General features: G+C 63.4%; 20 protein-coding genes and 1 pseudogene. 10 read left to right on the forward strand and 11 right to left on the reverse strand.

What is annotated here, in order from left to right:
• Positions 1–6 precede the first annotated feature (6 nt).
• The 4 genes from HB777_05120 to HB777_05135 form a co-directional block, all read right to left on the reverse strand.
• Positions 7–864: a carbohydrate ABC transporter permease gene (locus HB777_05120; GenBank protein QND63350.1), complete on the reverse strand. Its 858-nt coding sequence runs from the start codon at positions 862–864 to the stop codon at positions 7–9.
• Entirely contained in the window at positions 864–1,790 is a 927-nt protein-coding gene (locus HB777_05125) for a sugar ABC transporter permease (protein QND63351.1), read from the reverse strand. Before HB777_05125 ends, HB777_05120 begins: the two co-directional genes overlap by 1 nt.
• 333 nt (positions 1,791–2,123) lie before the next feature.
• Complete coding sequence (locus HB777_05130) at positions 2,124–3,371, reverse strand: sugar ABC transporter substrate-binding protein (GenBank protein QND63352.1); 1,248 nt, start codon at positions 3,369–3,371, stop codon at positions 2,124–2,126.
• A gap of 63 nt (positions 3,372–3,434) precedes the next feature.
• Complete coding sequence (locus HB777_05135) at positions 3,435–4,478, reverse strand: LacI family transcriptional regulator (protein ID QND63353.1); 1,044 nt, start codon at positions 4,476–4,478, stop codon at positions 3,435–3,437.
• 634 nt (positions 4,479–5,112) lie between these two features.
• Between HB777_05135 and HB777_05140 the strand changes: the two genes are divergently transcribed.
• The 4 genes and pseudogenes from HB777_05140 (at position 5,113) to HB777_05155 (ending at position 7,038) form a co-directional block, all read left to right on the forward strand.
• Positions 5,113–6,189, forward strand: coding sequence for a sensor domain-containing diguanylate cyclase (locus HB777_05140; GenBank protein QND63354.1), 1,077 nt, complete (start codon positions 5,113–5,115; stop codon positions 6,187–6,189).
• Positions 6,190–6,359: 170 nt separating this feature from the next.
• Positions 6,360–6,566, forward strand: coding sequence for a hypothetical protein (locus HB777_05145; GenBank protein ID QND63355.1), 207 nt, complete (start codon positions 6,360–6,362; stop codon positions 6,564–6,566).
• Between the two features lie 5 nt (positions 6,567–6,571).
• The gene (locus HB777_05150) at positions 6,572–6,763 is read left to right on the forward strand and encodes a hypothetical protein (protein ID QND63356.1); all 192 of its coding nucleotides are present in this window, start codon (positions 6,572–6,574) and stop codon (positions 6,761–6,763) included.
• Between the two features lie 52 nt (positions 6,764–6,815).
• Positions 6,816–7,038: pseudogene (locus HB777_05155) on the forward strand (hypothetical protein).
• Positions 7,039–7,069: 31 nt separating this feature from the next.
• Here HB777_05155 and HB777_05160 read toward each other — a convergent pair.
• On the reverse strand, positions 7,070–7,336 hold the full coding sequence (locus tag HB777_05160) for a DUF1488 domain-containing protein (GenBank protein QND63357.1): 267 nt from the start codon (positions 7,334–7,336) through the stop codon (positions 7,070–7,072).
• A complete protein-coding gene (locus HB777_05165; protein QND63358.1) occupies positions 7,333–7,587 on the reverse strand; it encodes a hypothetical protein in 255 nt (84 codons plus the stop codon). Before HB777_05165 ends, HB777_05160 begins: the two co-directional genes overlap by 4 nt.
• Before the next feature lie 249 nt (positions 7,588–7,836).
• Between HB777_05165 and HB777_05170 the strand changes: the two genes are divergently transcribed.
• The 3 genes from HB777_05170 (at position 7,837) to HB777_05180 (ending at position 10,204) form a co-directional block, all read left to right on the forward strand.
• Complete coding sequence (locus HB777_05170; protein QND63359.1) at positions 7,837–8,166, forward strand: co-chaperone GroES; 330 nt, start codon at positions 7,837–7,839, stop codon at positions 8,164–8,166.
• Positions 8,167–8,265: 99 nt separating this feature from the next.
• On the forward strand, positions 8,266–9,897 hold the full coding sequence (groL, locus tag HB777_05175) for a chaperonin GroEL (GenBank protein ID QND63360.1): 1,632 nt from the start codon (positions 8,266–8,268) through the stop codon (positions 9,895–9,897).
• Between the two features lie 148 nt (positions 9,898–10,045).
• Positions 10,046–10,204, forward strand: coding sequence for a hypothetical protein (locus HB777_05180; protein ID QND63361.1), 159 nt, complete (start codon positions 10,046–10,048; stop codon positions 10,202–10,204).
• A 19-nt stretch (positions 10,205–10,223) separates the two neighbouring features.
• Here the strand turns inward: HB777_05180 and HB777_05185 are convergent, their stop codons facing one another.
• The 3 genes from HB777_05185 to HB777_05195 are packed head-to-tail and all read right to left on the reverse strand — an operon-like array spanning position 10,224 to position 11,883.
• Complete coding sequence (locus tag HB777_05185) at positions 10,224–10,793, reverse strand: DNA-3-methyladenine glycosylase I (GenBank protein QND63362.1); 570 nt, start codon at positions 10,791–10,793, stop codon at positions 10,224–10,226.
• Between the two features lie 12 nt (positions 10,794–10,805).
• Positions 10,806–11,105 carry a hypothetical protein gene (locus tag HB777_05190; protein QND63363.1) on the reverse strand — a complete coding sequence of 100 codons (300 nt, stop codon included), beginning with the start codon at positions 11,103–11,105 and terminating at the stop codon, positions 10,806–10,808.
• Between the two features lie 31 nt (positions 11,106–11,136).
• Positions 11,137–11,883, reverse strand: a complete 747-nt coding sequence (locus HB777_05195) for an SDR family oxidoreductase (GenBank protein ID QND63364.1) — start codon at positions 11,881–11,883, stop codon at positions 11,137–11,139.
• Positions 11,884–12,098: 215 nt separating this feature from the next.
• Here HB777_05195 and HB777_05200 point away from each other — a divergent pair, with 215 nt between their 5' ends.
• The 3 genes from HB777_05200 (at position 12,099) to HB777_05210 (ending at position 14,346) form a co-directional block, all read left to right on the forward strand.
• Positions 12,099–12,977: an AraC family transcriptional regulator gene (locus HB777_05200; protein QND68661.1), complete on the forward strand. Its 879-nt coding sequence runs from the start codon at positions 12,099–12,101 to the stop codon at positions 12,975–12,977.
• A gap of 378 nt (positions 12,978–13,355) precedes the next feature.
• Positions 13,356–13,670, forward strand: coding sequence for a GYD domain-containing protein (locus HB777_05205; GenBank protein ID QND63365.1), 315 nt, complete (start codon positions 13,356–13,358; stop codon positions 13,668–13,670).
• A gap of 178 nt (positions 13,671–13,848) precedes the next feature.
• Positions 13,849–14,346 (forward strand): GAF domain-containing protein, encoded by a 498-nt coding sequence (locus HB777_05210; GenBank protein ID QND63366.1) that lies wholly within the window; start codon positions 13,849–13,851, stop codon positions 14,344–14,346.
• A 49-nt stretch (positions 14,347–14,395) separates the two neighbouring features.
• Here HB777_05210 and HB777_05215 read toward each other — a convergent pair whose 3' ends face one another.
• Entirely contained in the window at positions 14,396–15,457 is a 1,062-nt protein-coding gene (locus HB777_05215; protein QND63367.1) for a dienelactone hydrolase, read from the reverse strand.
• Between the two features lie 210 nt (positions 15,458–15,667).
• A complete protein-coding gene (locus HB777_05220) occupies positions 15,668–16,723 on the reverse strand; it encodes a YeiH family putative sulfate export transporter (protein QND63368.1) in 1,056 nt (351 codons plus the stop codon).
• Positions 16,724–16,782 lie beyond the last annotated feature (59 nt).

Raw genomic sequence — 16,782 nt, forward strand, 5'->3', positions numbered from 1 at the left:
TCCATTCTATTTGACGGCCCCGGCCATCAGGCCGCGGATGTAGAAGCGCTGCAAAGCGAGGAACAGGATCAGGCACGGCACCATCATCACGGTGACGCCCGCCTGCACCGCGCCCCAGTCGATGGCGCCGAAGCGGCCCGACTGCAGTGCGGTCATCATCACCGGCAGCGTGAATTTGGACTGGTCGGTCATCAGCACGAGGGCGGCGAGGAATTCGTTCCAGGCGCCGAGGAAGGCAAACAGCGCGATGGTGACGACGCCCGGCCAAACCAGCGGCAGCATGACTTTCCAAAGCATTGTAAGATTGCCGGCGCCGTCCATGCGGGCGGCCTCCTCGATCTCGCGCGGCACCGCGTCGAAGGCGTTGCGCATCATGAAGATCGAGAACGGCAGCTGCAGCGTCACATAGACGCCGACCAGGCCGGTCAGCGTGTTGTGCAGGCCAAGCTTGGTCAGCACCAGGAAGATCGGCGTCAGGATCGACTGGAACGGGATCATGATCGTCGACAGGATGAGGATGAAGAACAGGTCCTTGAACGGAAAGCGGAACCGCGAAAAGCCGTAGCCGGCCAGCACGCTGACGGCGACCGACAGCACCACGGTCATCACCGAGACATAGATGCTGTTTTGCGCCGAGACCCAGAGCCCGTCGCCGAAGCTGTTGAGCGTGGCATAGTTCTCCAGCGAGAAGCCCGATGTCGGCCAGGGCGGCAGCGGCGGCAGGCGTGCTTCCTGTGCCGGCTTGAAGGCCGACAGCACCGCCCACACGATCGGCGCCGCAAACAGCACCGAGGCGATGATGCCGGTCGAATGCTCGCCGATGCGGGCCAGGAGCCGGCGGTTGCGGGAGGCGGCCTGCGCCATCAGTCGAGTCCCTCCGGCTTGCGCAGCAGCCACAGCTGGACGAGGCTGAGCGCCACGAGGACGACGAGCAGCACCATCGAGAGCGCGGCACCATAGCCGAGCTTGAACGAGACGAAGGACTGGTTGAAGATCCAGTAGACCGCCGTCAGCGTCTGGTTGCGTGGGCCACCGCGCAGGATGATGTAGAACTGGTCGAAGGCGAGGATCGAGCCGGCGACCGACAGGATCAGCGCCAGCGCCAGGGTGCGGCGCATCAGCGGCAGGGTGATGGCCCTGAACCTGGCGAACGGACCGGCGCCGTCGATAACGGCCGCCTCCTGCAGGTCCTGCGGGATCGATTGCAGGCCGGCCATCAGGATGATCATGGTGAAACCGGCGACCTTCCAGACGACCATGGCGATGATCGACCAGAAGGCCGGCTGGAAGGTAGCCAAAAGGTTGAATTTCTTGTCGATCAGGCCGAGATCGTAGGCGGCCGGGCTGAAGAGGCCGGAATCGACGTTCAGCAGCCATGACCAGAGCAGGCTGGCCGAAGCAAAGCCGACCACCGCCGGCATGAAGAACATGGTGCGGTAGAGGTTGGTCAGCGGCCGCGGCCGTTCGACGAACAGCGCCAGCGGAAACGCCACCACGAAGATCGCGATGGTGACGATCACGGTGTAATAGGCGGTGAAGCGCAGCGCGTTCCAGAACCTGGTGTCGCGCAGAATGGCGACATAATTGCCGAGGCCGATATAGCTGTGCTCGCCCATCAAGGGCCAGTTGTGCAGCGACATCCACGCCGTCATGCCGAGCGGAATCAGGAAGAAGACGACGACCAGTGCGACAGCCGGCGCGACATAAAGCAGGCCGATCCATTGCTGGCGGCTGGCGCCGACCAGTTTTCTGGCGCGCGGTGGTGCGGTGGTGGTTGTGATGGTCGTCATGGCTGCTCTGCTCTTGCTCTACCGTCCCCTTTGTGGGGAGGGGGTTCCAGCTTAGGTTCCTCGCCCCCGCCAGAGGCGGGGGAGAGGTGGCCGCGAAGCGGACGGAGAGGGGGCTCTCGTAGGGCGCAGTCCGCCTCTCCGTCTCGGCTTCGCCGAGCCACCGCTCCCCCACTTCGCGGGGGCGAGGAACCCAAGCTGGATAGGCCGAGCGGATGTCTCAAAGCTTCCATGTAGAATAGCCCTGCATTGACGGATGCGATGTCCTCCTCCGCTCCAGGGGGAGGTAGCCGGCCACCCGCCCAGGGAGACAGGCGGGCGGCCGGCAGGCGTCCGCTATTTCTGCGGCGCCTGGTCGATGATCGATTGCATCGTCTCTTGTGCGTTCGCGATGGCGCCGTCGACATCGTCGCCGAAGAAGACCTCATTGATCATCTGCGTCCATGGCCCGTTGGCGGAGTTGATCAGATCGTTGAACACCACCGAATAGGGCGTGCGGCCCTTGGCCATGGCTTCGGCGGCGATCTGGTAGCGCGGGTCGAGATCCTTCAGCGCCTCCTTGGCGATGTCGCCGCGCACCGGCAGGCTGCCGTATTTGGCGAGGATGGTCTGGCCCTCGAGCGAATAGGCGAAGTCGAGGAACTCCTTCACCACGGGCAGTTTCGTGGTGCCCTTGGTGACGACGAAATTGTCGCCACCGGCAAAGGACGACCAGCCGCTATCCTTGCCCGGCAGGAAGGTGACGCCGTAGTCGATATCGGGATACTGGGTGTTGAGCGCGCCGATGGCGAAGGCGCCGGACGGCGAGATGCCGATATTGCCGGCGGCGAAGGCGGCAAAGAAGTTGGCGCCGGTGTCGGTCTGCGCGCCTGCCGGCACCAGATCCTTCTTGACCATCGAGCGGTAGAGATCGATGGCGCCACGCAGTTGCGGGCTGTCCAGTGTCGCCTTGGAGCCGTCCTGCGAGAGGATGTCGCCACCCGACGCCCAGATCAGCGGCGTGAAGGTGAAGATGTTGCAGCCGCCGCAATTGCCAGAGAAGTAGAAGCCCTTAATGTTGCCGCCGAGCGCGTTGACCTTCTCGGCGTCGGCCGCGATCTCGGCCCAGTTGGCCGGGCCTTTTTCAGGGTCGAGGCCGGCCTGCTTGAACAGCTTCTTGTTCCAGATCAGCACCGAGGCGTCGGCGGAGAAGGGCAGGCCGTATATGTGGTCCTTGTAGGTGCCGGTCTTCACATGCGCCGGCGACAGGCTGGCGAAATAGGGCAGGGACTTGGCCCAGTCGGTGATGTCCTCCAACTGGCCGGCGGCGGCGAAGGAAGGCGTGTAGATCAAGTCGAGCGACAGCGCGTCGGGCGCCGTGCCGCCGGCGGCGGCGGCGCCATATTTCGGGATGATCTCGGCATTGGGGATGATGTCCAGCTTGACCTGGTTGGTGTGCCCCTTGTTGTAGGCATCGACGATCCTCGGCATGAAATTCGAGCCGTCGGCGCGCACCCAGATGTTGGCCGTCTCGGCGGCGGCAGTGCCGAGACCACTGCCCAGAACGGCAGCGGCCAGGGCCAGTTTGGCAATCAGGTTCCTCATGTTCTCCTCCTCCAGGGTTGGCCGCGCTCCGCGGCTTGGCGCCGATCACGCGGCGCTTCGTCTTCAGCCATCCAGCGGATGGCCGCATGACTGCCGCACCACCAGCCGGCACGGCAGTTTTCGAATGCCCGGCGCGGCGGGCTTGCCGCCGACCAGCGAAAGCAGGGTCAACCCGGCCTCGCGGCCGAGCGCGACCAGGTTCATGTCGACAGAGGTCAGCGGCGGGCGTGTTGCCTCGGCCACGATCTCCCAATTGTCGAAACCGATGACGCCGACATCGCCGGGAACGCTGAGGCCGCGTTCGCGCAGAGCATCGATGACGCCGCGCGCGATCTGGTCGTTGCCGCAGAAGACGGCATCCGGCTTTTCACGGTTGCCGTCGAACAGCCGCGCCACCGCTTCGTGGCCCCAGGCTTCCGACCAGGAGCCGAGCAGCGGTTCGGTGACCGGCAGGCCGTTTTCGATGAGCACGTCGCGGTAAGCCTGGGCGCGGGCATGCACCACGGCAAAGCTCGCCGGTCCGGTGACATGGGCGATGTGCTTGCGGCCCAGCCGACAGAAATGCTCGACCGCCAGCCGGGCGCCGTCGGCATCGTCCGAGACGAAGGCGATGGCGTCGGGATCGGGCTGCGTGAAGGCATAGATCACCGGGACGCGAAGATTGGAGAGGTCGACGGGCAGATGGCGGTCGATGCGCTTGCCGGTGGCGATGATGCCGTCGACGCGCTTGTCGAGCATGGCGTCGACATGCATCTGGCCCAGCCGCGGATCTTCCTCGACATTGCACAGGAACACCGAGACGCCATTGTCGACCAGCGCGTCCGAAATGCCCGACATCAGCGGCAGCGAGAAGCGGCCATAGGTATCGTTGGTGAGCAGGCCGACAGTGAAGCTGCGTCTTCTCAGCAGGCTCTGCGCCAAGCTGTTGGGCCGGAAGCCGAGACGCCGGGCCGTCTCGCGGATACGCTCGCGCGTCTCGGCGGTCATCCGCCCCTGGTCGTTGAGCGCCTTCGAGGCGGTGGCGACGCTGACGCCGGCCTGCGCGGCCACGTCACGCAAGGTGACTGGCTTGGAAAAGACTGGAACAGGCTGATCGTCCGATGCCATCGCGCCGCGAATCCTTAGTTTGGGAAAAGGTTTTCTCTTAGGGCCTGAAAAAATGGCCGACTGCGCGGCCAATCCTTGTCAAGGCTGTTGGAAAAACCTTTTCTCATGTCGAGGCTAGGCCAGATCGGGTGGTCGTTCAAGGGGAAAAGTGGTTTGGAGTTCCGTTGGTGGAGAGAAAGGTCAGGGATTGGCAAGGCTCGGGTTCCTCGCCCCCACTCCCGTCTACGCTATGCACACATCTTCTGTGACTGCGAGACTGATCGGCCCGAGCTTGATTGCCCCGTGGTTCCCCCAATCCGTCGCTGCTTCGCAGCGCCACCTTCCCCCTCCGGAGGGAAAGGAAGGGAGCGTTGCTGGACGAGCGTTGACGGCAAAAAGCTTGGCGCCTTTCCTCTACCCCGTCGATCGGGGGAGAGGTGGCTCGGCGAAGCCGAGACGGAGTGGGGGTCGACCAGCGCAGCATAAGACAATGCATACGCCAAGCTGCCATGCACGCTATCGCCAAAGACCAGCTGCTTGGAAATGTGTGCATGCCGTAGCCACTCCCGTGGGGGCGAGGAACCACTGATTGTCAGCGAAGTGTTAATCGCTTGCGCGCCATGGTGGTCTCCCGCCAAGACAGCAGAGCCTCGCCATGTCCGATACGCCCTACAGTCCGAAAGGCGCGGCGCGGCCGGGTGCCGCGCCGCGCGCCGGCGCGACGGCGGCCACGCAAGGCACCGACGAACGACGCCGTAACGCCGCCACCATCGCCCGGCTCAAGACGGAGCTCGCGGCGCAGGCGGCATTGATCGCCAGCCAGGAGCTTTCGCTGGCGCACAGCCGCAAGATCTTCGACCGCGCCTCGGTCGCCGCGCGCCTCGGCGTGTGGGAATGCAGTCTGCCCGGCGAGCAGTTGGCATGGACCGATGTGGTCTATGATCTGTTCGACCTGCCGCGTGGCTCGGCGCTCGATCGTTCGGAGATCATCAAGTGCTACCCGGCGGAGTCCCGCAAGGCGCTGGACACGTTGCGCGGCCGCGCGATCGCCGAACGCAGCGGCTTCAATCTCGATGCCGAGATCACCACTTGCGCCGGCCGCAGCCGCTGGATCCGCATTACGGCCACCGTCGAGTGCGAGGATGGCATTCCCGTGCGCATCTTCGGCATGAAGCAGGACATCACCGAAGAGAAGATCCTGTCGGACCGGATGCGCTATCTCGCCGAATATGACGTCATGACGGGGCTGGCCAATCGCGGCCGGTTCCAGGAGCGGCTGGCGCATGCGGACGAGGGCCGCCCGCTCGGCGCGCTGCTCTTGGTCGACCTCGACGGCTTCAAGGCCGTCAACGATACGTTCGGCCATGTCGTCGGCGACGAATGCCTGAAAGAAGCAGCAAAGCGGCTTGCCGGCGGCTGCGCCGAAGCCGATCTGGTGGCGCGCGTCGGCGGTGACGAGTTCGCGGTGCTGGTTGGGCCGCATCTCGACCGTGGCGCCGTCTCGGGCCTGGCGCGACGCATCATCGAGGCGATGGGCAAGCCGGTCGCCGCCTGCGGCCACTCGCTCGGGCTCGGCGCTTCGGTCGGCATCGCCTTCACCGAAGCGGGCGCGCCTTGCGATCTGTTCACGCAGGCCGACACCGCGCTCTATGCCGCCAAGGCGGCAGGGCGCAACACGTTCCGCATCTTCAAGGCGCAAGCCGGCGTGAGAGGCCGCAGCGCCGCGGCGTGAGGGCTGGAGGCTGTTTGTCGTACTGCCTCTCGGCGGCCTGGCCCGCGCATCTTCCAATGCAGTCGGTGGCGCCCATTTGCATTTGGCATGCAGGGCGCTCGCGAAAAGAGTGCTATGGAAAAGACGTAAGCGTCCTTGCTTCGCTCTTCCCGACATTCGAGGTCATTTTCGTGCGTGAACCGTCGCTGCTGCCTGTCTTTGGAAAACTTGGCCTCAAGGCGCCTGTCGCCCTGGCCGTGGCGCCGGTCTCGTCGGCAGGTGTCGTGCCGCGCCTGCGGGAGCTTCTGACTGTGCATGGCGGCATGGTGCTGAAATTGTCGGTCATCGCCTGGACGGTGCTGATCCTGGGCGCCGTGTTTTTCATGATGCAGGGCTGATCGACATGGCCAACCGCTACACGCTGCGCATGGAGCTTCCCCAGAGCTGGAGCATCATCGACGTCTTCACCGGCCAGCCTGCCGTGGTCCGGCAAAAGGTGATGGTCGGGATGGGCCCGCGTGAGGCCGAGGACATGGTCGTGCAGATGAATGTCCGCGACGTCAAACGCCGCGAACGGGCCGAGCGCAAGGCCTGATCAGTATCGGCCGCCGACAGAAGCCTGCCGCACCGCAAATCAAGGGATTCCCGTGAGAGCCAGCCTGAAGCAGAAGATACTGGAGGTCTGCGACCGCAAGATTTCCGAAAAAGGGGACCGGTGTCGGCGTGTCGTTCTATGCGTTTTTCGCCAACAGGAACGACGACCCCGAACTCCTGATGGAAGCCGCCGAATGGTGGATCAGAACCCACCGCCTCGACCATTTTGAAAAGGCTGCGAAGATACGCGCGATGGTCGAGGAGATGGACCTTTAATCTTCGTTTTGAGCGACATGCATTGGGCTGATCAGCCGAAGTCGGCTGCCGTCAGCACATACATGCTCTTGTGGGTGCGGTCGTAGGCCTTCGACGCCACCTCGCGGATGGCGCTGCTCTCGGTGTCGAATGTCTGGAGGTAACCGGCCTCATCGGCCGCGGTTCCCGGCCGCATCTTGGCCATGGCGTCGGCAGCGACCGAGAAGGAGATCTGGAACATGCCGTCATGGCCGACGAAACGGATGCGCTTGCCGGCTTCGTCATAGCTGCGGCTGCGGTTGGGGAAGGTGAGGCTCATGTCTTGACCTCCGTCGCGGCGGCCTTCTTGGTCACCCGCTTCTTCTTCGGCGTCGGGTTCAAGGCTTCGGCGACGCGGTCGGCCTCTTCCTTGGCCAGCCGCAGCTCCCTCAGCCTTGCCGTCTTGATCTCCCGGGCTCTTGCCTCGGACATGTATTCGGCGGTGGCCTTGTTTTTCTCCGCTGTCTTTTTCTGCTTGTCGACAAAGCGGGCTTCAGCTTTTTCCATGATCGTCTGATTGCCTTCAGCCATCGAAGAAATCTCCCTTGCGCCTGAAATCGTGAAAGTGAACTTGTCCGATAAATAGGCACTCGATCGGCAAAATTCAATCTTTTGAATTATTTGACACTCTGCGGATAGCACGAAACGGCTGGCCGAAATAATACTTTTGAATATTTAATCTGGCCCGCGAATAATTTTTGGCACTCCTATCTATCGAGTGCCAACGCGTCTATAAAGGACGGGCGTGGCCGCCTGTGCCGGCCCCAGAAAGAAGTTCCCATGAAATTTCGGCCACTCCACGACCGCGTCGTCATTCGTCGCGCTGAAGGCGATATCAAATCCAAGGGCGGCATCATCATCCCCGACAATGCCAAGGAAAAGCCGCAGGAAGGCGAAGTCATCGCCGTCGGCCCGGGTGCACGCGACGAAAACGGCGCGCTGATTGCACTCGACGTCAAGGCCGGCGACTTCATCCTGTTCGGCAAATGGTCGGGCACCGAGGTCAAGATCGACGGCGAGGACCTTCTGATCATGAAGGAAGCCGACATCATGGGCGTTATCGACAAAACGGGCGTCGAGAAGACCGTGCCTGCCAAGAAGGCCGCCTGATAGGAGCGCTGCGTGTCCTTCGGGATGCGCAAGGGACACTCCGGGCTTTGATCATGGAGGGCAGGGCTCTGCCTTCCTCAACCGAACTGGATAAAAATCATGTCTGCCAAGGAAATCAAATTCTCCACCGATGCGCGCGACCGCATGCTGCGCGGCGTCGAGATCCTCACCAATGCGGTGAAGGTCACGCTCGGCCCCAAGGGCCGCAACGTCATCATCGACAAGGCCTATGGCGCGCCGCGCATCACCAAGGACGGCGTCACCGTCGCCAAGGAAATCGAGCTTGCCGACAAGTTCGAGAACATGGGCGCGCAGATGGTGCGCGAAGTGGCCTCGAAGACCAACGACCTCGCCGGTGACGGCACCACCACCGCAACCGTGCTGGCCGCTTCGATCCTGCGCGAAGGCGCCAAGCTGGTCGCCGCCGGCATGAACCCGATGGACCTCAAGCGCGGCATCGACCAGGCGGTTTCCGCCGTGGTCAAGGAAATCCAGGCGCGCGCCAAGAAGGTCAAGTCGTCGGCCGAGATCGCACAGGTCGGCACCATCGCCGCCAATGGCGATGCCAGCGTCGGCGAGATGATCGCCAAAGCGATGGACAAGGTCGGCAATGACGGCGTCATCACCGTCGAGGAAGCCAAGACCGCCGAGACCGAGCTCGACGTCGTCGAAGGCATGCAGTTCGACCGCGGCTATCTCAGCCCGTATTTCGTCACCAATGCCGACAAGATGCGCGTCGAGCTGGAAGAGCCCTACATCCTCATCCACGAGAAGAAGCTCGGCAATCTGCAGGCGATGCTGCCGATCCTCGAGGCGGTGGTGCAGAGCGGCAGGCCGCTGCTGATCATCTCCGAGGACGTCGAGGGCGAGGCTCTGGCGACGCTGGTCGTCAACAAGCTGCGCGGCGGCCTCAAGGTCGCGGCCGTCAAGGCGCCGGGCTTCGGCGATCGCCGCAAGGCGATGCTGGAAGACATCGCCGTGCTGACATCGGGCCAGATGATCTCCGAGGACCTCGGCATCAAGCTTGAAAACGTCACCATCGAGATGCTCGGCCGTGCCAAGCGCGTGCTGATCGAAAAGGACACCACCACCATCATCGACGGCGCCGGCACCAAGGCGACGATCCAGGCGCGCGTCGCCCAGATCAAGGGCCAGATCGAGGAGACGACCTCCGACTACGACAAGGAAAAGCTGCAGGAGCGGCTGGCCAAGCTCTCCGGCGGTGTTGCCGTCATCCGTGTCGGTGGCGTCACCGAGTCGGAAGTCAAGGAAAAGAAGGACCGCATCGACGACGCGCTGAACGCAACGCGCGCCGCGGTTGAAGAAGGCATCGTGCCCGGCGGCGGCGTCGCTCTGCTGCGTGCCCGCTCGGTGCTTGGCGGCCTGACCGGCGCCAATGACGATGTGACGGCCGGCATCACGATCGTGCTTCGGGCGCTCGAAGCGCCTATCCGCCAGATCGCCGAGAATTCCGGCGTCGAAGGCTCTGTTGTCGTCGGCAAGCTCACCGACAGCAAGGACCACAATCAGGGCTTTGACGCCCAGAACGAGACCTATGTCGACATGATCAAGGCCGGCATCGTCGACCCGGCGAAAGTGGTGCGCACCGCACTGCAGGATGCCGGCTCGATCGCGGCCCTTCTGATCACCGCCGAAGCGATGATCACCGACATTCCGGCCAAGGATGCAGCACCTGCGGGCGGTGGCGGTGGCGGCATGGGCGGCTACTAAGATTTAGCCGGCCTGCGAAGGTGGCTTCATGAAGCCACCTTCGGGCCTGACCTGAATTAGCCACGCCGGCTCTTCATTGGAGCCTGGATAACTACCGCCGGGGGTATTTTCTCCCGGCGTGCAGGCCTCTAGCCCAGGAGACGGATCCATGATCACGTTCGTGCGGAAGCCAGAGACGGTCGTCACGACCGAAAAAACCGAGGAAAGCCGCTTCGACCGCATCCGCAGGATTGCCGCCGACAAGCACAAGAAATCCGATTCCGACACGGCAACGCCAGCAAAGAGCGAACCCAAACGCCCGATGTGAGGCTGCGGCGCTGCCGCAATCAGAGCCCTACCTCCGATCGCCGGAAGCAGCTGGCCGCGTGGTCGTTGACGATGCCGACCGCCTGCATCCAGGCATAGACGATGGTCGGGCCGACGAACTTGAAGCCGCGCCGCTTCATCTCCTTGGAAATCCGCTCCGACAGCGGCGATGACGCGATCCAGCCACGGCCGTCGCTTGCCACAATTTTGCCGTCGGTGAAGGACCAGCAGAAGTCTGCAAAACTCTCGCCGCGCTCCGTCATCTCGCAGAAAATCTCTGCGCCCCGGATCGTCGCTTCGATCTTGGCGCGAGCGCGGATGATGCCGGGGTCGGCCATCAGCCGTTCGATATCGGCCGCGCCGAAGCGCGCGACCTTCACTGGATCGAAGTCGGCGAAGGCGGCGCGAAAGGCCTCGCGTTTCCTGAGCACGATGATCCAGGCAAGGCCGGCCTGGAACCCTTCCAGCATCAGCATTTCCCACAGCGTGCGGGGATCGCGCTGCGGAACGCCCCATTCCTCGTCGTGATAGGCGCGCATCAGCGGGTCGCCCTGCGCCCAGCCGCAACGATGATGTGCATGATTGTCCATCGCGGTTCTCCGTCACACGATACGGTGGCGAACCGGCGCCACGGTCCAGTCCACGCTACGCTGGTCGATCATGGCATGCACCGGCGAGTGCCCCATCTCGGTCATGATGCCGCTTGCAGCGTTTCTGCCGGCCTCGACTGAAGCCCAGACCAGCACGTCGACAATGGTGCCGTCGTCACGCTCGGCAATCCGGCGCGACAGAAAGCCCGGCTGACGCCGCAGCCAGGCGTCGATATCGGCGTTGGCGGCGACGAATTGTGTGCAGGATTGGCCATTGAGCCTGAAGGTCGTCACTTCGATTGCCTCTGTCATGTCATCTCTCCATTGGCAGGGTTCACGGTGCTCAGCCCTGCGCCGTCGGGCGCACGATCAGTTCGTTGACGTCGACACCATCCGGCTGGCCGATGGCAAAGCCGATCGCCTCGGCAATGGCGCTGGGCGGAATCGAGGCCTGATCCAGCATGGCGCGGGCGCCGGCCTCGACTTGCGGATTGGCGATGCCGTCAAATAGTTCGGTGCGGGTGAGGCCGGGGCTGACGACCGTCACCCGCAGATCCCGGCTTTCCTGCCGCAGCCCTTCCGAGAGCGCCCTGACCGCGAATTTGGTGGCGCTGTAGACGGCGGCCGTCGGATCGACCCGGTGCCCGGAGACAGACGCGACGTTGATGATGTGGCCGGATTTCTGCTCGCTCATGATCGGAAGAACGGCGGCGATGCCATTGAGCACGCCACGCAAATTGACGTCGATCATCCGGTTCCAGTCGTCGACGCGCAACTCCGCCATGAACGACAACGGCATCACGCCGGCATTGTTGACCAGCACGTCGATCCGGCCGTGGCGCTCATGGGCAGCGGCGGCGAAGGCCTTGACGCTGTCGAGATCGGTCACGTCGAGCTCCCGAGAAAAGGCCTGTCCGCCTGCTTGCTCGATGTCCCGCGCGATCGCGGCGATCCGGTCTGTCCGTCGAGCGCCGAGCACGATCCGGTGGCTGCTCGCCGCGAGGTGGCGAGCGGTGGCCTCGCCGATGCCGCTCGAGGCGCCGGTGATCAGCACGACCTTGCTGGCCGATGAGTTGGGTGAGTTTGTCATGAAAGGCTCCGCCTGCTGGTTGGGAGCCGAGCTCCCATTGGCGGCGTTATGCGACGCGGCGCCTGTGAACCGTTATCGCGATCCTGCAAGATTCATGCACGATCCTGCAAAGCTCGACCGCCGCCGCTGGCCTGGCTTGCAGGATCGGATATGATCGGTGCCATGACAGTTTCGACGATATCCTTTTGACATCGGCGCGCGATCCCTATGGCGAGATGGCATCGATCATCGCCCGTTTCACGGCGCAGGACGAGGAGTGCGCGACGGCGATAGACACGCTGTTCCTCAGCCGGCGGTCCTCGACCGACAAGAGCGTCCACACAGCGCAGTGGCCCTGCTTTGCGCTGGTGGTGCAGGGCGCCAAGAGCCTGACGCTCGGCCCCGATGTCCATCGCTATGGCGTTGGCGACTATCTGGTGGTCTCGCTCGACCTGCCGGTCGTCTCTCGGGTGACGGAGGCGAGCCCGGACGTGCCGAACCTTGGCCTGGGGATGCGGATAGAGCTGGAGCGGCTGAAAGAGCTTTTTGGCCGGATCGACAGCGCAAATTCCGCGCTCGCTTCGGACGAGATGCGGGCAGTGGCGGTCAACAAGGCGCCGCCCGACCTGCTCGATGCGGTTTTGCGGCTGCTGCGCCTGCTCGATCGGCCGCGGGATATTCCCGCGATGGCGCCGCTGATCGAGCAGGAGATCCTCTACCGGGTGGCGACCGGACCCTTTGGTCCGGCGCTGCTGCAGATCGCGATGCTCGAAACGCCGACAAACAGGATTGCGCAGGCCATCGCCTGGCTGCGGCTAAATTTCACGCGGCCGTTGCGCATCGAGGACCTGGCGCAGCATGTCGGCATGAGCCCGTCCTCGCTGCATCACCACTTCAAGGCGGTCACGGCGATGACGCCAATGCAATACCAGAAGCAGCTGCGCCTGCACGAAGCGCGGCGCCTGATGCTGAGCGAGCGCCTGGATGTCGGCTCGGCCGGCTACAGCGTCGGCTACCAGAGTCCGTCGCAGTTCAGCCGCGAATACAGCCGGCTCTACGGCCGGCCGCCGCTGCGCGATGTGGCGGAAAGCCTGGAGCCGGCACGCGGGTTCTGACGATCGGTTGAACGCGCTTCTGCCGGTTTTCGCAGGATTGCCGCTTACAAGCACAAGAAATCCGATTCCGATACGGCTGCTCAGCCAAAGAGCGAGCCCAAACGCCCGATGTGAATGTGCGGCGCCGCCGCCACTTTCCGGCCCGAGCCGGATGCCTGTCCGAGCCGTGACCCAGCCAGATCACCTCCGCAATCCAGGTGGCTGCTATCAGCCTGTCCGGTATTGTCATTATATTAGCTTCAGCGCATATTCATCCGGCAGTGGGCCTTGGTCGCCAACGCGTCCAAGGGCGCCTGCGATTGTTCCGAAAAATAAATCGCTCCGTGTCGCTCGAATTATGGAGCAGCCACGAGACAATGACATTTGGAGGAAATACCCATGAAAGTGACTATTTTGGCAAACTATGCGCCTCATGCCGCCAAAGGATTGATGCAAGGCTCGGACAGGCAGGCTGCGGTCAAGGCGCTTTTTGAAAGCGTTGGCGGCAAGGTGACCAGCGTGATGTTCACGCGCGGCATCTATGACGTCGTCGTCAATGGCGAGGTGCCGGACCAGTCGGCGGGGATAGGCATGTCCCTTGCGGTGCGAGCGAGCGGCTCGCTGACCGAGATGGTTGTCCTGGAGGAACTCGACATGAAGGCAGTGCTCGCTGCCGCCAACAAGGCTGCCGGCGCGTACAAACCCGCCGGCTGATGGCCTTGCTTTTCTTGATCAAGGCAGCACGGTTCGATGCCGTGCTGCCGAGTTTCGGACAGGATATCTTCTCCCGACTTTCGCGGCGACCGGAATTCACGCTAGTATCGTCCGGTGGTCGTTTGGTGCAGAGAGCTTGCGGAAACGAAACCGCGATTCTCGATACGGAGACAAGTTCATGTTTGCGGCCAAGGCCATCGACACGTCGGACAAGGCCGCCTTCTACCGCGACCTCGCCACCCAGCTTAAGGCGCTGCTGGAGGGCGAGCGCGATTCGATCGCCAACGCCGCCAACACCGCGGCGCTGATCTTCCAGATGGTGCCGGACCTCAACTGGGCGGGGTTCTATTTCCTGCAGTCGGACGAGGAAATGGTGCTCGGGCCGTTCCAGGGCAAGCCGGCCTGCGTGCGCATCGCCGTCGGCAAAGGCGTGTGCGGAACGGCGGTCGAACTCGGCACCTCGATGCTGATCAAGGACGTGCATGATTTTCCCGGCCATATCGCCTGCGACGCCGATTCGTGCTCGGAACTGGTGGTGCTGCTCGAGGACGATGAAGGCGTCTTCGGCGTGCTCGATCTCGACAGCCCGCTGCCAGGCCGCTTCGACAAGGCCGATCAGGCCGGCATCGAGACGCTGGCGGCGATCTACGCCGCGGCGAGTTCCTTCGAGGACTGAGGCGCGGCGCTAAGATAAGCGTCTGCGTCGAGTTCTATGGCCTGCAAACCTACGGCCCAACCTTCAGCGCGCGATTGAACGCCGCGGTCGCCATATCGATCAGTTGCGCGTGGATTTCCCCGCGTGATCGGCCACCGCCATCATCACACACCGGGTCGCCTATCTCCTCGGATATGATGATGCCGGCGGCGTCGGGTTTGCACTCGCCAAACATGCTGTAGTGGCTTGCATCCTCGATCGTTGCATAGCTTGCCTTTGAAATCGCTTTTGCGATCCCGGATGCGTCCGCGGTCGCGGGGATCTTTCCCGGTCGGCCAAGATTAACGATATCGACGGGAATGCCGATGCCGGCGAAGCTCTTGGCGTCAAAGACATCGGAAGGGGCGGGATCGATCGCCATGGCGAAGCGAATGCGCTCGTCCCTGTTGTCACGGCCGGCGGCCTGCAGATCCATGGCGTGCAGATCGACGCCGCTTTGCCTGACCCACTCGCAAAGAGAAGCATTGAGCGCATCCGTATCGCAATAGGCCGCCAGCAATTTCGGGTCGATGCGGGCGCCGGCTATCGCCAGCGCGGTGTTGCCGCCCATGGAAAGACCAAGCACGCCCACTTTGCCTTGCTCGAGATGCTTTGTGAGAAAGGCGTCCTTCTCCATAGCGGTCAGGGTTGCCGTGAGATCGGCGGGCCGCAGCCAGAGCTTCATCGTCTCGGCGGCGGATTTGTTTTTCCCCGTATTTCCCGGATGTGTGGGGGCGGCGACGACAAATCCCTGCCTGGCCAAGGGCGTTGCAATCCAGCTCAGGGCTTGCGGGTTGCCGGCCAGGCCGGCGCCATGAGAAAGCAGGATGAGCGGAAATTTTCCGCCTGATACGGGCGCGTCGCGCATGGCGGCCGTTCCGACGAAAAGCGCGGTGTCGCCTGATAAAACCATCGCACCGCCCGGTTGCGCCGGATACCAGACCGTCACATCGAGATCGATGCCGCGCTCGTTGGATAGGGCAGGAAGCTGACGAATGCCGACATTGCCGCCGGCGTCGGCCGCGTGTTGCATCAGCATTGTCGAGACAAGGACGGTGCAAAGCATGGTCCAGAATTTCATCGAGATCTCCATTGTCGAACGCGTGCGCCCAAGGCTGGAGGGAGCTTCAGCTTCTGGGCGGATCGCGGTTCGGTTGCTGCGTTGACACAGCGATATCAGCGCATCGGAGCAAAGCCGGCGTCCTCGATCGCGATCGAGGACGTCCTTTATCGCGATTGAGGTCCGTTCAGTGCGGAACGGGGCTGCCGGGTTCAGCCACTCACTGGGCTCCTGGAATTATGCTCAGGCGAACTTCACCAGCATCAGACTGAAGCAGCCGATAAACAGGAAGGCCGAGAAGGCGAGCGCCAGCGGGCGCAGGCCGCGGGAACGCAGCTGCGAAATGTCGGCCTGCAGGCCCATGGCGGCCAGTCCCATGGTCAGCATGATGGTGGTGGCGAGCGCCATTGCCGACTTCACCTCGGCCGGAACCGTGACCAGGCTGTTCAGTGCCACGACGGCGACGAAGGCGGCGACGAACCATGGCATGGGCGGCTTTGCCGCCGAGTGGTCGCCGCTCTTGCGGCGCGCCATCAGGCCAAGTGCTACGACCATCGGAGCCAGCATGGCGACGCGGGTCAGCTTGGCGACAGTGGCGATCTCGCCGGACTGCGTGCCGTTCTGGAAACCGGCGCCGATGACTTGCGCCACCTCATGGATCGAAGCGCCGGCCCACAGGCCGAAAGCGTGCTGGTCGAGGCCGAGCATGGGCGCCATGAGCGGGAAGCCGAGCATGGCGACGGTGCCGAACAAAGTGATCGAGGCGACGGCGTAGGTGACGTCCTCGTCGCGCGCATCGGTGACGATGTTGGTGGCGACGATGGCCGAGGCGCCGCAGATCGAGGTGCCGGCGGCGATCAGCTGCGCCAGCTTGGCGTCAACACCGATCAGCCGGCCGAGCGTGATGGTGAAGACGAAAGTGGCGCCAAGCGTCGCCGCGACAATGCCGACGCCGCCAGTGCCGATGGAGACGACCTGGCCCAGCGTCAGCTGGAAGCCGAGCAGTACGATGGCGAAGCGCAGCAGGCGCTTTTGCGAGAATGCGATGCCGGCCTTGGCATGGGCGGGCGTGCCGAGCACGTTGGAGTAGATCATGCCGGCGACCACCGCGAGGATCATTGGGCTGAATAGCGCGAAGCCGGAGACGTTGCGGGCCGAGAAGGCGACGGCGGTGATCATCGCGACAAGGACGATGCCGGGGACGATACCATTCCAGTTGAGGGTTTTTCGCGCTTGCGCCAGATCGGTAGGAAATGCGCTTTTCGGAATATCGTTCGCGAAGTGGGAAACGGAAGACAATGCAATGCTCCAGGCGGGTACACTGGGAGAATGTCATTCCTATACCAATCTTTCCAACG

The organism is Mesorhizobium loti, assembly GCA_014189435.1.
GTDB classification, from domain to species: domain Bacteria; phylum Pseudomonadota; class Alphaproteobacteria; order Rhizobiales; family Rhizobiaceae; genus Mesorhizobium; species Mesorhizobium loti_G.

What these genes read in the sequence shown, in the direction of transcription:
- HB777_05120 (QND63350.1), bottom strand. Translation starts at nt 864, where the DNA reads ATGGCGCAGGCCGCCTCCCGCAACCGCCGGCTCCTGGCCCGCATCGGC.
- HB777_05125 (QND63351.1), bottom strand. Translation starts at nt 1,790, where the DNA reads ATGACGACCATCACAACCACCACCGCACCACCGCGCGCCAGAAAACTG.
- HB777_05130 (QND63352.1), bottom strand. Translation starts at nt 3,371, where the DNA reads ATGAGGAACCTGATTGCCAAACTGGCCCTGGCCGCTGCCGTTCTGGGC.
- HB777_05135 (QND63353.1), bottom strand. Translation starts at nt 4,478, where the DNA reads ATGGCATCGGACGATCAGCCTGTTCCAGTCTTTTCCAAGCCAGTCACC.
- HB777_05140 (QND63354.1), top strand. Translation starts at nt 5,113, where the DNA reads ATGTCCGATACGCCCTACAGTCCGAAAGGCGCGGCGCGGCCGGGTGCC.
- HB777_05150 (QND63356.1), top strand. Translation starts at nt 6,572, where the DNA reads ATGGCCAACCGCTACACGCTGCGCATGGAGCTTCCCCAGAGCTGGAGC.
- HB777_05160 (QND63357.1), bottom strand. Translation starts at nt 7,336, where the DNA reads ATGAGCCTCACCTTCCCCAACCGCAGCCGCAGCTATGACGAAGCCGGC.
- HB777_05165 (QND63358.1), bottom strand. Translation starts at nt 7,587, where the DNA reads ATGGCTGAAGGCAATCAGACGATCATGGAAAAAGCTGAAGCCCGCTTT.
- HB777_05170 (QND63359.1), top strand. Translation starts at nt 7,837, where the DNA reads ATGAAATTTCGGCCACTCCACGACCGCGTCGTCATTCGTCGCGCTGAA.
- groL (QND63360.1), top strand. Translation starts at nt 8,266, where the DNA reads ATGTCTGCCAAGGAAATCAAATTCTCCACCGATGCGCGCGACCGCATG.
- HB777_05180 (QND63361.1), top strand. Translation starts at nt 10,046, where the DNA reads ATGATCACGTTCGTGCGGAAGCCAGAGACGGTCGTCACGACCGAAAAA.
- HB777_05185 (QND63362.1), bottom strand. Translation starts at nt 10,793, where the DNA reads ATGGACAATCATGCACATCATCGTTGCGGCTGGGCGCAGGGCGACCCG.
- HB777_05190 (QND63363.1), bottom strand. Translation starts at nt 11,105, where the DNA reads ATGACAGAGGCAATCGAAGTGACGACCTTCAGGCTCAATGGCCAATCC.
- HB777_05195 (QND63364.1), bottom strand. Translation starts at nt 11,883, where the DNA reads ATGACAAACTCACCCAACTCATCGGCCAGCAAGGTCGTGCTGATCACC.
- HB777_05200 (QND68661.1), top strand. Translation starts at nt 12,099, where the DNA reads ATGGCATCGATCATCGCCCGTTTCACGGCGCAGGACGAGGAGTGCGCG.
- HB777_05205 (QND63365.1), top strand. Translation starts at nt 13,356, where the DNA reads ATGAAAGTGACTATTTTGGCAAACTATGCGCCTCATGCCGCCAAAGGA.
- HB777_05210 (QND63366.1), top strand. Translation starts at nt 13,849, where the DNA reads ATGTTTGCGGCCAAGGCCATCGACACGTCGGACAAGGCCGCCTTCTAC.
- HB777_05215 (QND63367.1), bottom strand. Translation starts at nt 15,457, where the DNA reads ATGGAGATCTCGATGAAATTCTGGACCATGCTTTGCACCGTCCTTGTC.